This is a genomic window from Pedobacter agri, from assembly GCF_032678665.1.
In the GTDB taxonomy this organism is placed as follows: domain Bacteria; phylum Bacteroidota; class Bacteroidia; order Sphingobacteriales; family Sphingobacteriaceae; genus Pedobacter; species Pedobacter agri_A.
Genome location: NZ_JAVTSH010000008.1, coordinates 154,495 through 168,640 on the forward strand (window position 1 = coordinate 154,495; position 14,146 = coordinate 168,640).

The 14,146-nt window shown below is 36.9% G+C and carries 13 protein-coding genes; 5 read left to right on the plus strand and 8 right to left on the minus strand.

Features of this window, described 5'->3' with window-relative positions; all coding sequences use genetic code 11:
• Positions 1–97 precede the first annotated feature (97 nt).
• The 7 genes from R2Q70_RS17090 to R2Q70_RS17120 all read right to left on the minus strand — a co-directional run bounded on the left by R2Q70_RS17090 (position 98) and on the right by R2Q70_RS17120 (position 7,152).
• On the minus strand, positions 98–2,518 hold the full coding sequence (locus R2Q70_RS17090; RefSeq protein WP_316808761.1) for a TonB-dependent receptor domain-containing protein: 2,421 nt from the start codon (positions 2,516–2,518) through the stop codon (positions 98–100).
• Between the two features lie 95 nt (positions 2,519–2,613).
• Complete coding sequence (gene rpe, locus R2Q70_RS17095) at positions 2,614–3,285, minus strand: ribulose-phosphate 3-epimerase (protein WP_316808762.1); 672 nt, start codon at positions 3,283–3,285, stop codon at positions 2,614–2,616.
• Complete coding sequence (locus R2Q70_RS17100; protein WP_316808763.1) at positions 3,286–3,762, minus strand: DUF6036 family nucleotidyltransferase; 477 nt, start codon at positions 3,760–3,762, stop codon at positions 3,286–3,288.
• Between the two features lie 3 nt (positions 3,763–3,765).
• Positions 3,766–3,945: a hypothetical protein gene (locus R2Q70_RS17105; protein WP_316808764.1), complete on the minus strand. Its 180-nt coding sequence runs from the start codon at positions 3,943–3,945 to the stop codon at positions 3,766–3,768.
• Positions 3,946–4,057: 112 nt separating this feature from the next.
• On the minus strand, positions 4,058–6,193 hold the full coding sequence (pnp, locus tag R2Q70_RS17110) for a polyribonucleotide nucleotidyltransferase (protein ID WP_316808765.1): 2,136 nt from the start codon (positions 6,191–6,193) through the stop codon (positions 4,058–4,060).
• A gap of 177 nt (positions 6,194–6,370) precedes the next feature.
• The gene (gene rpsO / locus R2Q70_RS17115; RefSeq protein ID WP_010600685.1) at positions 6,371–6,655 is read right to left on the minus strand and encodes a 30S ribosomal protein S15; all 285 of its coding nucleotides are present in this window, start codon (positions 6,653–6,655) and stop codon (positions 6,371–6,373) included.
• Between the two features lie 335 nt (positions 6,656–6,990).
• On the minus strand, positions 6,991–7,152 hold the full coding sequence (locus R2Q70_RS17120) for a hypothetical protein (protein WP_316808766.1): 162 nt from the start codon (positions 7,150–7,152) through the stop codon (positions 6,991–6,993).
• A 112-nt stretch (positions 7,153–7,264) separates the two neighbouring features.
• On the opposite strand from R2Q70_RS17120, the gene R2Q70_RS17125 reads away from it, so the two are divergent.
• The 4 genes from R2Q70_RS17125 (at position 7,265) to R2Q70_RS17140 (ending at position 12,862) form a co-directional block, all read left to right on the plus strand.
• Positions 7,265–7,684 carry an acyl-CoA thioesterase gene (locus R2Q70_RS17125; RefSeq protein WP_316808767.1) on the plus strand — a complete coding sequence of 140 codons (420 nt, stop codon included), beginning with the start codon at positions 7,265–7,267 and terminating at the stop codon, positions 7,682–7,684.
• A gap of 558 nt (positions 7,685–8,242) precedes the next feature.
• Positions 8,243–9,667, plus strand: a complete 1,425-nt coding sequence (locus R2Q70_RS17130) for an MATE family efflux transporter (protein ID WP_316808768.1) — start codon at positions 8,243–8,245, stop codon at positions 9,665–9,667.
• Positions 9,668–10,106: 439 nt separating this feature from the next.
• Positions 10,107–11,894 carry a translation elongation factor 4 gene (gene lepA, locus R2Q70_RS17135; protein ID WP_316808769.1) on the plus strand — a complete coding sequence of 596 codons (1,788 nt, stop codon included), beginning with the start codon at positions 10,107–10,109 and terminating at the stop codon, positions 11,892–11,894.
• A gap of 86 nt (positions 11,895–11,980) precedes the next feature.
• Positions 11,981–12,862 (plus strand): bifunctional 5,10-methylenetetrahydrofolate dehydrogenase/5,10-methenyltetrahydrofolate cyclohydrolase, encoded by an 882-nt coding sequence (locus R2Q70_RS17140; protein WP_316808770.1) that lies wholly within the window; start codon positions 11,981–11,983, stop codon positions 12,860–12,862.
• 202 nt (positions 12,863–13,064) lie between these two features.
• Here the strand turns inward: R2Q70_RS17140 and R2Q70_RS17145 are convergent, their stop codons facing one another.
• Positions 13,065–13,400: a Rieske (2Fe-2S) protein gene (locus tag R2Q70_RS17145; protein WP_316808771.1), complete on the minus strand. Its 336-nt coding sequence runs from the start codon at positions 13,398–13,400 to the stop codon at positions 13,065–13,067.
• Between the two features lie 106 nt (positions 13,401–13,506).
• On the opposite strand from R2Q70_RS17145, the gene R2Q70_RS17150 reads away from it, so the two are divergent.
• Positions 13,507–14,130: a 7-carboxy-7-deazaguanine synthase QueE gene (locus tag R2Q70_RS17150; RefSeq protein WP_316808772.1), complete on the plus strand. Its 624-nt coding sequence runs from the start codon at positions 13,507–13,509 to the stop codon at positions 14,128–14,130.
• Positions 14,131–14,146 lie beyond the last annotated feature (16 nt).

Sequence of the window (14,146 nt, forward strand, 5' to 3'; positions counted from 1 at the left end):
GTAATTCTTCGGATAGTTGTCCAGGCAAACTGTATAATTTAGCCAAAGCCAAATCTTCCGGTAAAGAAATAAAAATCCTAAAATCTTATAATCCTAGTCAATTTTTCAACTTCACGATTAACTTCAAGTTAAATTGTCGACCAGTTAAATAATTCGGAATGGCGTATTGCACATTATCAACATCTTTTAGCCATAGGTACGACACGGTGTTATCGATATTAAGCATGTTAAACACCTCAACGAAAAGAATAACAGAATTGAAGTTTCGATCTAAAAACTTAGGTTTATGTGACGCTGCATCATCTAGGAAATCTTTAGAAAAACCGATATCTACCCTTTTGTAAGATGGCACATAAAATTTATCCAAATATCTTGGCGTTTGCGAAGGGCCGATGGGTAGTCGTGAACCATATAAAGCGTTTAAATGCACTTTATATGTCGGACTATTTAATAGTTTATCCTGAAAAAATATGGAAAAATTAAGTCGCTGATCGGTTGGACGCTTTAAATAGCCAGGATAGATCATTTCACCATTTTGAACATAACTATCGCCAATAATATCTTCATTCGCATGCATAACCGACATGCGGAAGTATGAAACTAGATCTTTTACAAACTCGCCGCCAATACTGAAATCTGCCCCGTATGCGTAACCCGTCGAAACTTCATTGGCCAAATATTTAATCCTCAGATTATCAATTTTATAGGGAATTAATCTATCAGAATATTTAAAATAAGCCTCAGAAGTAAATTTTAACCTTGTTCCAAAGGCATCAAAAGCATAATCATACCCTACAGAAGTATTATAAGAACTTTGCGCTTTCTGGTTAATGTTTAATTTTCCACTGAAATCTCTTATGGTTCGATATGATGGCGGTTGCTTGTAAACACCAGCTGTAAACCTGAAAATTTTATTATTAGAGGTTGGTCTATAAGCAATTAACATTCTAGGGCTAATCAGCAGTTGTCTGCTCAATGAGCTGTAGGTAGCACGAGCACCTAACTGAAGTTCTGCATGATCAGAAAGCGAGTAACTATCTTGAATATAAGCACTATAATTTTTAATATTGATATCATTCTCAACATTAATTACGTTTTGCAGCAAAATGCTTTTAGAATTATTAGGCAAAATATATCCAGCCGAATCTGTGTAGTTATATTCATTTAAACGATCATCATACTTCGATTGATCAAACTTCAATCCCCATGAAAAAACGTGATTGTTAAAGTTCTGATCAACTTTAATTTCCGAAGCAAAAATCTGCGTATTTAAGCTATTACGACCGTAGTTATAGTAACTGCCAATACCTTTATTTTTATTTATCGGACCAAAGTTTTCGATCGGAAAGCTATTGTCAACTTCGTCGAAAATATAACTTCCATCGATATCAAAACGCTCTCGTTCGATAGTATTAAAATAACTATTAATAAATTTGATGACCTGATTAGGCTTTGGTGAATAGGTTGCAGTAACGGCTGTTCCCAACGTTTGGTAATCATCAATTTCTTTTCCGGTGTAGTCTACATTTAAACGCAGCGTGGTATTTAAAGTTCCAAATTGAGTTTCGCGGTTAGTTGGCTCTAGTTTAAACTGACCCAGATTTAGATTCCCTAAAATACTAATATTAAATTTTGATGAAAAATCATATTGATACATCAACTGCGCATCAGCAAAATTGGGATTGTAGCTACCCTTTTCGTCTTGCTTAATTAAAACGCTGGAATTATTTTTATACCGCAAACTTGCAAGCAAGAAACTATGTTTAAATATTCGCTTTGCAGTTAGTGAAGTATTTAACAGGCTTGTGCTTAAAATCGTTTGATTGCTATCCGGCTTATCATAACGAATATCTAATACCGAAGAAAGTTTATCGCCGTATTTTGCCTCAAAACCACCAGCTGAAAACTTTGCCTTAGTTACCAATTCTGAATTGATAAAACTTAAGCCCTCCTGTTGTCCGTTACGAATAAGTACAGGCCTATTAATTTCTACGTCATTGATGTATATTAAATTTTCATCAAAATTTCCTCCACGAACACTGTACTGTGCACTTAGTTCGTTATTGGTGGAAACACCAGGCAAGGTTTTTAGCATCGTTTCGAAATTACCAGAAACTAAAGGCATTGAGGCAACATCCGCAATATTTATGGTGGTGGTGTTGCTGAGCTGATTTTTTTTGTTCGTGATGTTTACTTGTTCCAACTCGTTAATATTGGCAACCAAATTCACCTGTTGCGTAATCCGGGCACCTGAACGCTCATTAAATTTTAAAGTTTGCGGCTGGTAGCCAAGCAAAGAATATTTAATGCTAAACGTTCGCGATTTTGAGTAAATGGTGTAAGCACCAGATTCGTCGGTTACAGTAGATTGCGCCTGACCTTGAACAATTATAGTTACCTGAGATAATGGTAATCTTTCTTCATTATAAACTACTCCCGAAATCCTAACCAATGGCTGCGCCACAGCAAAACTGCAACCAGCAATTAAAAGGAAAAGGAATAGCCGAAGTTTGAGCATTAGTTAGTATCGAGATAAAGTACCAGGTATCAAGATTGAAGTGGAGCTGATCATTCAGTCTACCATCAATAAAACAATTTAGCAATAAATAACAATTAAATGTTTACGCTATTATTGGTCAGTTGTTTCATCTTCGCAATGGTTTCAGTTGGATTTTCTGTCGCAAATACTGCATTTCCGGCTACAAAAGCATTAGCTCCAGCGGATACCAAATGAGCGATATTTTGCAAACCTACACCACCATCAACTTCAATGATTAAATCTTCGTTAACGCCCTGAATCAGCCGTTTTAAATCTTGAATCTTCTTGTAGGTGTTGTGAATAAACGCTTGTCCACCAAAACCCGGGTTAACCGACATAATTAGCACTAGATCCAAATCTTCGATTACATCTTGCAAAAGCGTAACCGGAGTATGCGGATTTAACGCAACGCCAGCTTTACATCCAGATGCTTTTATTAATTGAATTGTTCTATGTAAATGCGTAGAAGCCTCATAATGAACTGTAATTCGATCTGCACCTGCTTTGGCAAACTCTGGAATAAATTTATCAGGCTCAACAATCATCAAATGAACATCCAAAGGTTTAGTCGCATGTTTTTTAACAGCCGCCATTACCGGGAAACCAAAAGAAATGTTAGGCACAAAAACACCATCCATTACGTCAACGTGGAACCAATCGGCCTCACTTTGATTAATCATTTCGATGTCGCGTTGCAAATTACCGAAATCGGCAGAAAGTATGGATGGGGCAATAATGTATTTCATTTAGTCTTTTCTTAATTTCTTAATGTTTTCAAGTTCAATTATATCAATCTGGTCTTTTGGTCTATTCGCAGCTTTCTTTGAATCAATTAATTGATTGATATGTAAAAATGGAATCTCTAATTCGTAAATAGTTGCAATTGATGCGTATTCTAAACATTTATCGAATCCATACTCTTCTAAACCTTTCACAGAAGTCATAATATCCATCCTCAAGCTATTATCAAGGTAAAAATCAGTCCAGCCTGGTATAAACTGGATAGTTTCCAGTGATTTCATATCTCCTAATCCGTAATCTTTAAAAGCACTTCTTAGTTTTTTTCTATTTTCTAAATTGTCTTTAATCCAGATATCAATATCATCAGTTGTCCTGTGAAAACCATGCAAGTTGGTCGCTACTCCCCCAATCATAATAAAGCTAACTTCATTATTCAAAAGTGAGCGCCATAATTTTAAAATTTCATCATCAAAAACATCCATTTACTAATCGATTTTTTTATGAGTAATTTTTGCAGATTTTAAAATCATATTCAATTTCATCAATCTTGCCATAGTGTGAAAACGTTCTGTATAAGAGCTTAAAAGTGCTTTTTTTAGCAAGTCATCCGCTGCCTTTTGATAATCTGCAGTTGGCTCCTCAACAATATTTATAACTTTTTTCATCTTGTAACGCAAGTTACTAAATCAATGTTAAACAAAATAGATTCAAACAAAAAACCCTCTCAGTAAACTGAAAGGGTTTTATATTATAACATTAGTGAATTAGCCAATTGAATTAAGCTTTAGGTGCAGCTGGTTTTTCTGGTCTTGGCAATAAAACTTTACGAGAAAGTTTCATTTTACCTTGTTTATCGATGTCTAATAATTTCACCTCGATTTTATCACCTTCTTTCAACACCCCATCCATAGTTTCTAAACGCTCCCATGAAATTTCAGAGATGTGTAGTAAACCATCTTTACCTGGCATAACCTCAACAAATGCACCAAAAGGCATAATTGATTTTACTTTACCTTGGTAAACTTCGCCAATTTCTGGCTTAGCAACGATGTTACGGATACGTGTAACTGCAGCATCAATAGCAGCTTTATTATCAGCGAAAATTTCAACGATTCCTTTACCATCAACTTCTTCGATAGAGATTGAAGCGCCGGTTTCACGTTGCATTTCCTGAATAATTTTACCTCCAGGGCCGATAATTGCACCAATAAATTCTTTCTCAATAGTTAAAGAAACAATACGTGGAGCATGCGGTTTGTAATCTTCATTAGGCGAGCTAATTGTTTTCTTCATCTCATTTAAGATGTGCAAACGACCTTCTTTAGCCTGCAATAAAGCTTTTGTTAAAACTTCGTAAGATAAACCATTGATTTTTAAGTCCATTTGACAAGCAACAATACCATGTTCAGTACCGGTTACTTTAAAGTCCATATCACCTAAATGATCTTCATCACCTAAAATATCAGAAAGGATAGCATATTTACCAGTTTTCTCATCGGTAATTAAACCCATCGCGATACCAGATACCGGAGATTTAATTTTAATACCAGCGTCCATTAATGCTAACGTACCAGCACAAACGGTTGCCATTGATGATGAACCGTTAGATTCTAAAATATCAGAAACCACACGGATGGTATATGGATTAGCTTCACCTTGTGGTAAAACTTTTTTCAATGAACGTTGCGCTAAAGCACCATGACCAATTTCGCGGCGACCAGCACCTCTGTTAGGTCTAACCTCTCCTGTTGAGAAACCTGGGAAGTTATAGTGCAATAAGAATTTTTGGTAACCATTAAAGAAAGCACCATCAATCATTTGCTCATCATCTTTACTACCTAAAGTAACTGATGTTAACGACTGTGTTTCACCACGTGTAAATACTGCCGAACCGTGAGCAGCAGGTAAATAACCAACTTCACTCCAGATTGGACGAATTTCGGTAGTCTTACGACCATCTAAACGAATACCTTCATCCAATAATAGATTTCTAATCGCATCATACTGAACATCATGGTAATAATGTTTAGCCATTGCTTTAGTTAAATCTGCAGTATCTTCTGGCATTGCCTCGAAAAACTCATTAATAATGTTAGTGAAACCAACTTTACGCTCATCTTTGTTAGAACCAGATTTCGCAACTGCGTAAACTTTATCGTAAGTATCAGCGTAAACCTTAGCTTTTAAATCAGCATCATGGTCTTCGTGGCTATATTCACGTTTTACAGTTTTGCCAGTAGCTTCAGTTAATTCAACCTGAACCGCACATTGAACTTTAATTGCATCGTGTGCAAATTTTAAAGCCTCAACCATTTCATCTTCCTGAATCTCATCGCACTCACCTTCAACCATACCGATATCGTTAGCCGAACCAGCAACCATAAATTCTAAAGTTGCACGCTCTAAATCGCTAGCCAATGGATTGATTACCAATTTACCATCAATTTTTGCAACACGTACTTCAGAAATCGGACCGTTAAAAGGAATATCAGAAACTGATAATGCAGCCGATGCAGCTAAACCAGCTAAACAGTCAGGCATGATATTTTTATCAGCAGAAATTAATGAAATCATTACCTGAGTATCAGAGTGATAATCAGATGGGAACATTGGGCGTAAAGCTCTATCAACCAAACGAGAAATTAAAACCTCGTAATCAGATAATCTTGCCTCACGACGTAAAAATCCACCTGGAATACGGCCAGTAGCCGCATATTTCTCTTGATAATCAACTGATAATGGTAAGAAATCAGTTCCTGGTTTAGCACCAACAGTTGATACTACAGTTGCTAACAACATCGTATCGCCCATTTTAACTACAACCGAACCATCAGCTTGTTTAGCCAATTTACCCGTTTCAATTTCAACAATTCTGCCATCGCCCAAATCGAACGATTTTTTTATTACATTCATTTAAATAGAATTATGGTGTGTTTTCCTCTTTCTAAACACCGTTGTTTATATATGTTTTTGTTTTTGCAAACGAAGATAAGATTTAAAAAGCCTATCTATAACAAATCCCGTTAAAATATTTAACAGGAAATGTAAAAAGCCATCCCCTAAAGAATGGCTTTCGCTGATAAAATTCGCTTATTTTTGTTTAATGATATCACGAAGCTCTAAAGCTTTGATGATAGCACGGTAGCGCTCAATATCTTTTTTGTATAGGTAAGCCAAAATACCGCGGCGTTTACCTACTAATTTTTGAAGTGACAACTGAGTAGAGAAATCTTTACGATTTTTCTTTAAGTGTTCTGTTAAGTGCGCAATACGGTATGTAAATAACGCTACCTGACCTTCTGCAGAACCAGTGTTGGTTTCTACTTCGCCGTGTTGTTTAAAGATTTCGGCTTTCTTTTCTGAACTTAAATACATTCTTGAATAATATTAAAGCGATAAAAATTAATTAATTGTGCCGCAAAGATAAAGCTATTTTTGATTATTAGCAAGTGTAATTTGCAGATAGAATTTCTAAGCTAACCGCTTGATTATTTGGAAAGCAAGTTTCTGTTTTTCATCGTTTACACCTGCCCCGCCCTCGCTACAATCTTTTAAAGACTTCTGTCATTCTGAGGCACGAAGAATCTGTTTCATCGTTCGCAGATTCTTCGTGCCTCAGAATGACAGCATATTCAAGGTTGCTGCAATTTTAAAAGTATTTCCGCTAAGTCGGGTTTAGAGCACTTAAGAATGTGCAAGAAACTTAGTTTTTAACCAGCATTTCTTTTAATGATAATCCCTTTACCTTGAGGAACTTTTAGAGGTTCTCCTCCATTCATTAAAACAGCTAAATTATTAAGTTTAACTAATTCAAAAAACCTATCTTCAACCGAAAGAGAGCGCAATTTTGTTTCACGCAATCTTTCAATCACTTCTCTTTAAATGTTTGAGTTATACATTTTTAATTTGCTCGCAGTTTAAATTACAAAAAACTTAAAACACACATAATATTAAATACCTTACTTTTGCACAAAACAATTACCCTTGGAAAAGAATCAATTCAGCATTTTCGAAAGTGAATTACGTGTACGTCCTGATGATATAGACATGTTTAACCACGTACATAATAGCAAATACCTGGATTACGTACTTGCTGCCCGTTACGAGCAAATGGAAAAGTTCTACAGCATGCCCTGGGAACATTTCACCAAACAAGGTTTGGGATGGGTGGTTAGCCGTGTTGATATCAACTTCAAACGCCCCCTTTTAATGAACGATTTAATGTTGATTAGAACGGGTATTTTAACCATGCATGATAAAGGTTGTTCAGTTCAGTTCGAAATCATTAATAAGAAAACTGGCAAAGTTGCTTCTGATGGTATTTTTGATTATGTATTAATTGATTTGAATACCGGGCGTGGAACAAAAGTTACCGAGGAGATGATTAAGGCATATAGTATTTAGACAGGATTTAAGTAGGTTAAACCGTCATTTCGAGCGAAGCCGAGAAATCTTTGAAGCTGTTTAAATCGATGTTCAAAAATTTCTCTCCCGAATGTTCGGGACTTCGCTATGGTCGAAATGATAGTTTTACTTGTCATTCTGAGGAAACGAAGACCGCGAGCAGGTATGAAGTAAATCTCTAACCTAATGGTTCTGTTCTAAAATATCGCACTCACTTTATTTGTGCTTAATTGGCGATTATATTTCATAGCTTGCAGATTCTTCACTGTGTTCAGAATGACAAACCCTTGGTTCTTGCGCCCCGGTTCGTGTCTCCACGAACCGAAACATATCATATAACACATAAAGAACATTTAATTCCGTGTTTCCGTGGCAAAAAAATAAATTAGCATTCAAAATTTTATTTATCTTTACGCCATCAAAAAGAACAGAACCATGATAGTATCTGCAATCCGTTTGAGGTTTTAAGCGACCGAGGATTCCCTCCCTTTCAGTTTAGATATGTGCGGCTTAGCTGCGTATCTTGTGGTTCATTCATTACATTTTACTTTATAATATATGTCACAGTCAGTAAAGACACAGGGCAAACTATCTTCTTTTTTTGAAGTACTTGTACAATCATTAAAAGGCCACGAAGTTGATTTAACTTCCATCAGCATTAAGCGGGCAATAATTTTATTAGCGATTCCAATGATGTTGGAAATGGCAATGGAGTCGGTTTTCGCTTTAGTTGATTTGTATTTTGTTGGCCACTTGGAAAATAGCAGCCACGCCATACAAACAGTAGGTTTAACAGAATCGGTTTTGACCATTATTTATTCTTTAGCCATTGGTTTAAGTATGGCCGCAACAGCAGTTGTAGCCCGAAGAATCGGCGAAAAAAATCCTGAGGCAGCATCAAAAGCAGGTATGCAAACCATCGTCATAGCCGTTGCGGTGAACATACTAATTAGTATCGCTGGTTTAATTTACGCCAGAGATATCCTGTTATTAATGGGCGCATCAACCGAAACTGCAGACCATGGAACCACTTTCGTTCAGATTATGATGGGCGGAAGTATCATCATTGTTTTGCTATTTTTGATCAATGGAATTTTTAGAGGAGCTGGAAACGCGGCGATAGCCATGCGTAGCTTGTGGATAGCGAATATCGCAAATATCATCCTCTGCCCTATTTTCATTAACGGCTTCGGCCCAATCCCTGCCTTTGGTTTAACTGGCGCAGCTATAGCAACAACAATTGGCCGTGGTTTGGGAGTTAGCTACCAGGTTTATAATTTATTCAACGGTAAAAATGCCTTAAAAATTCGAATCAGTCATTTCGTTCCTAATTTCGAACAAATTAAAGCCATTGTAAAAATTGCCGCACCCGCTATTTTTCAATTCGTAATTGCCAGTTGCAGCTGGGTATTTTTAGCAGAATTAGTAGCCACTACCGGTGGCGATGAAGGCTCTGCAGGTTATCAGACAGCGCTTCGTTTGATGATGTTTTTTATGCTTCCGGCCTGGGGTTTAAGTAATGCAGCAGCTACGTTAGTGGGTCAAAACTTAGGTGCAGGCCATATTGAAAGAGCTGAAAAATCGGTTTTCCAAACCTTGAAATATATCATCATTTTCATGGCTGTAGTAAGCGTAGTATTCTTAACATGCGGTCATTTGTTTGCTTCTTTCTTTACATCCGATGCAAAAGTGATTGAGATTGCAAGTAGGGCATTGAAAATTTTAAGTATTGGCTTCGTAATTTATGGCGCTGCCATGGTTTTCAGTAGTGCTTTTAACGGCGCAGGAGATACATGGACACCAACTAAGATCAATATTTTTGCCTTTTGGTTATTCCAGATTCCATTGGCTTACTTTCTGGCTAAATATTTAGAAATGGGCCCGACTGGTGTTTTCATCTCCATTCCAACTGCCGAAGCTGGTATTGCCGTCGCAGCTTTTATCTTATTTAAAAAAGGTAAATGGAAGAAAACGATGGTTTAACTGTTTTCAGTTTGCCACGGAAACACGGAGTACACGGAATTGGGTTTTTAATTAACCACAGATAAACAGGATAAACACAGATGCATTTGGAATAGTATATGAGAATAAAGCTTTCCGTGATTTCTGTGTCTCCGTGGCAATAAATAATTTATGCAATTTCAAAAAAAACATTGAGTAGAACTTCTGTTTCTTGTTAATCAAACCTGATTGAAGTGTAAATACTTTTTGTTAATCTAAAGAAATAGATTGCCGCGTCGTTCCTCCTCGCAATGACGGAAATTGGAGCACAGCACAATGACAAAAAGATTGTAACGAAAAGCAGGACTGCAGCAACCAAAAAATTACCGCTTTTGCTTTTCAAAATGCAAAAAAATATGGTCGTTTTGCATTCTATTTTCCAACTAAAATTTTCCATTAAAAACTATATCTTTGCGCAAAGATGAAGCATATACGTAATTTTTGCATTATTGCACATATCGACCATGGTAAGAGTACTTTGGCCGATAGGTTATTAGAATATACCGCGACAATTTCGCAGCGTGAAGCGCAGGCGCAATTGCTCGATAACATGGATTTGGAGCGTGAGAGGGGCATTACAATTAAAAGTCATGCCATACAAATGAACTACAAAGTTGGCGATGTTGAGTATAATTTTAACCTAATTGACACTCCCGGCCACGTAGATTTTTCTTATGAAGTTTCGCGTTCCATCGCGGCTTGCGAAGGTGCTTTGCTGATTGTTGATGCGTCTCAAGGTATTCAGGCTCAAACGATTTCGAACTTATATTTAGCTTTAGAGCACGACCTTGAAATTATTCCGATACTAAATAAAATGGATTTACCTGGGGCAATGCCTGAGGAAGTGAAAGACCAGATTATTGATTTAATTGGCTGTAAACGTGAAGATATTATTCCTGCATCGGGTAAAACCGGTATGGGTATTTCTGATATTATTCAGGCCATTGTAGATCGCGTTCCTGCCCCTGTTGGCGACCCTGAAGCGCCATTGCAGGCGCTAATTTTTGACTCAGTTTTTAACTCGTTCAGAGGAATTATTGCTTACTACAAAGTAGTTAACGGCGAAATTAAAAAGGGTGATAAAGTTAAATTTATTAATACCGGCAAAGAGTACCTGGCTGATGAAGTAGGTATTTTGAAACTGGATATGGCTCCACGTAATGTGGTTAAAACTGGAGATGTTGGTTACATTATTTCTGGAATTAAAGAGGCCAGAGAGGTTAAAGTTGGTGATACAATTACAACCACAGCTAGACCATCGTTAGATGCAATTCAAGGCTTTGAGGAGGTAAAACCTATGGTTTTTGCAGGTATTTATCCAGTTGACACGGATGAGTTTGAAGAACTTCGCGAAGCGATGCACAAATTGCAGTTAAACGATGCGTCTATCGTTTTCGAACCTGAAAGTTCTGCTGCATTAGGTTTTGGTTTCCGTTGCGGATTCTTAGGAATGTTGCACATGGAGATTATTCAGGAACGTTTGGAGCGTGAATTCGACATGACGGTTATCACAACCGTCCCCAACGTATCGTATATTGCGCATACCACCAAAGGCGATGAAATTTTTGTAAATAACCCGTCTGATTTACCTGATCCAAGCAAATTAGATTCGGTTGAAGAACCCTATATAAAGGCAAATATTATTACCAAGGCTGATTTTGTTGGTCCGGTGATGTCGCTTTGTATTCAGAAAAGAGGAACAATTGTAAATCAATCATACTTAACATCTGATAGAGTTGAGCTTGTATTTGAGATGCCAATGGGCGAAATTGTATTCGACTTTTATGATAAATTAAAAACGATTTCAAAAGGATACGCTTCTTTCGATTACCATCAGGTTGGCTATCGCAAATCGGATTTAGTTCGTTTAGATATGCTAATCAATGATGAACCTGTTGATGCTTTGTCTTCATTAATCCACCGCAGTAACGCTTACGATTTCGGAAAGAAAATTTGCGAGAAACTGAGAGAGCTAATCCCTCGTCAGCAGTTCGAGATAAAAATACAAGCCTCTATTGGTGCCAAAGTTATTGCCCGCGAAACACTTAGTGCTTTACGTAAAGATGTAACAGCCAAATGTTATGGTGGCGATATTTCCCGTAAACGTAAGTTATTGGAGAAACAGAAAAAAGGAAAAAAACGTATGCGTCAGGTTGGAAACGTAGAAATTCCACAAAGTGCATTTATGGCGGTTTTGAAATTAGATTAAAATAGATTTGAGATATTAGATTTGAGATTTGAGATGATAACCGTCCAATCTCAAATCTAATATCTAATATCTCACATCTTATAAGAATGAAATTATTAGACGGTAAATACGTATCAGAAAAAGTTAAAATTCAAATTGCTGAAGAAGCTGCAGAATTTTTAAATCAAAGCGGTCGCAAGCCACATTTAGTTGCCATTTTGGTTGGTAACGATGGTGGTAGCGAAACTTACGTAGCCAGCAAAATGAAAAACTGTGAAAAAGTAGGTTTTAAATCGTCGCTTCACAGGTATGATAACTCGGTTACTGAAGCTGAACTATTAGCAAAAATTGAAGAAATTAACCAAGATGCTGATGTGGATGGATTAATTGTTCAGTTGCCGTTACCGAAGCATATCGACCCTGAAAAAGTTACTGAAACGATTGATTACCGTAAAGACGTTGATGGTTTTCACCCGGTAAACTTGGGTAGGATGATGCGCAACTTGCCATGTTTCATTCCTGCTACGCCTTATGGTATTTTGTTAATGTTGCAAGAATACAACATCGACACCACTGGAAAACATTGCGTTGTGGTTGGTAGAAGCAATATTGTGGGCAGTCCGATGAGTATTTTGATGGCTCGTAATGCAACTCCTGGTAACTGTACGGTTACGCTTACACACTCACGCACAAAAAATTTGAAAGAGCAGGTTTTACAGGCCGATATTATTATTGCTGCAATTGGTAAAAAGAATTTTGTAACTGCTGATATGGTTAAACCTGGCGCAATTATTATTGATGTGGGCATTAATCGAGAAACATCTACCGAAACTAAATCTGGTTTTAAACTTTATGGCGATGTGGATTTCGATAATATAGCACCAAAATCTTCTTACATCACCCCTGTTCCAGGTGGTGTCGGTTTGATGACGATTGTTGGATTACTGAAAAATACTTTAGCATCAGCTAGAAAAGAAATTTACACTTAGCAGAAAGGCTAAAGCTTAAAGCAAAAGCTAATCTTCTAAATATTCAAAAGCAACTCAAACATTTGAGTTGCTTTTTTTTTACGTATAACATATTATTTCTTTAAAGAGCATTTGCAGTAGGAATAAGGATCAAAGAACAAAGATGAAGGATAATCACAATGCTCGTATTTTCTTTAATCTTTACTCCATACTCCTTTATCTATCAACCCCAAAGCTTACTCCACCAACTTTCTTCGAAACCAATGTACAATCCGTCTTCCCGTAGTTCTGTGGGATAAATATCTATATAATCTCCTTGCCCCTCTGCGCCTCTTCCCGTTTCTAAATCATATTCGAAGCGATGGATAGGACAAATTAAATGACCATTTTTACACCAGCCACCAGAAAGATGACCACCCGCATGCGGACAATATGATTGCGTAGCGATAATTTTGTCATCATTATTGATAATACAAAGCTGTTTCCCGTTTACATCAACAGTTTTAATGGAATCGACATTAGGAATTTGAGTAACATTTAAAGCTTTAAGCCACTTCATAGCGCTAAAATAAGTATTTAAATATCAGTGTTATTTCATCTTTACATTAATTTTTGAAAGAGGAACTGCTACACCATATTTTTTTAAGATATTTGCATCCTCAAAAATGAAACAAGACATACCAGAAGACGGCACTTTACTTCCTTTAATGGAAGAATTCTACACAATACAGGGCGAAGGATTTAATACAGGCAAGGCGGCTTATTTTATCCGCTTAGGCGGATGCGATGTGGGCTGCCATTGGTGCGACGTAAAGGAAAGTTGGGATGCCGAAATGCATCCTTTAACACCAGCAGATGTAATTGTAGAAAATGCCGACAAATTTCCTGGTAAGGCAGTGGTAATTACAGGTGGTGAACCGTTAATTTATAATCTTGATTATTTAACCAATAAGTTAAAGGAAAGAGGGATTTTAACTTTTATTGAAACGTCTGGTGCTTATCCACTCTCTGGAAACTGGGATTGGATTTGTTTATCACCTAAAAAGTTTAAAGCGCCTCGTCCAGATATTACGCCATTTGCCCACGAACTGAAAGTAATCGTTTTTAACAAAAGTGATTTTAAATGGGCGGAAGAATATGCCGCAATGGTTTCGCCAACTTGCAAGTTATACCTTCAGCCAGAATGGTCAAAATCAAAGGAAATTACGCCGTTGATTATTGATTACGTTATGGCCAACCCGAAATGGGAAATTTCTTTACAAACGCACAAATTTTTAAATATTCCTTAAATAGTTTACATTAGCT

Excerpts from the sequence above, each read along its gene's own strand:
- R2Q70_RS17140 (WP_316808770.1), top strand. The coding sequence starts at position 11,981 with ATGAAATTATTAGACGGTAAATACGTATCAGAAAAAGTTAAAATTCAA.
- R2Q70_RS17100 (WP_316808763.1), bottom strand. The coding sequence starts at position 3,762 with ATGGATGTTTTTGATGATGAAATTTTAAAATTATGGCGCTCACTTTTG.
- R2Q70_RS17090 (WP_316808761.1), bottom strand. The coding sequence starts at position 2,518 with ATGCTCAAACTTCGGCTATTCCTTTTCCTTTTAATTGCTGGTTGCAGT.
- R2Q70_RS17105 (WP_316808764.1), bottom strand. The coding sequence starts at position 3,945 with ATGAAAAAAGTTATAAATATTGTTGAGGAGCCAACTGCAGATTATCAA.
- rpe (WP_316808762.1), bottom strand. The coding sequence starts at position 3,285 with ATGAAATACATTATTGCCCCATCCATACTTTCTGCCGATTTCGGTAAT.
- lepA (WP_316808769.1), top strand. The coding sequence starts at position 10,107 with ATGAAGCATATACGTAATTTTTGCATTATTGCACATATCGACCATGGT.
- pnp (WP_316808765.1), bottom strand. The coding sequence starts at position 6,193 with ATGAATGTAATAAAAAAATCGTTCGATTTGGGCGATGGCAGAATTGTT.
- R2Q70_RS17130 (WP_316808768.1), top strand. The coding sequence starts at position 8,243 with ATGTCACAGTCAGTAAAGACACAGGGCAAACTATCTTCTTTTTTTGAA.
- rpsO (WP_010600685.1), bottom strand. The coding sequence starts at position 6,655 with ATGTATTTAAGTTCAGAAAAGAAAGCCGAAATCTTTAAACAACACGGC.
- R2Q70_RS17150 (WP_316808772.1), top strand. The coding sequence starts at position 13,507 with ATGAAACAAGACATACCAGAAGACGGCACTTTACTTCCTTTAATGGAA.
- R2Q70_RS17145 (WP_316808771.1), bottom strand. The coding sequence starts at position 13,400 with ATGAAGTGGCTTAAAGCTTTAAATGTTACTCAAATTCCTAATGTCGAT.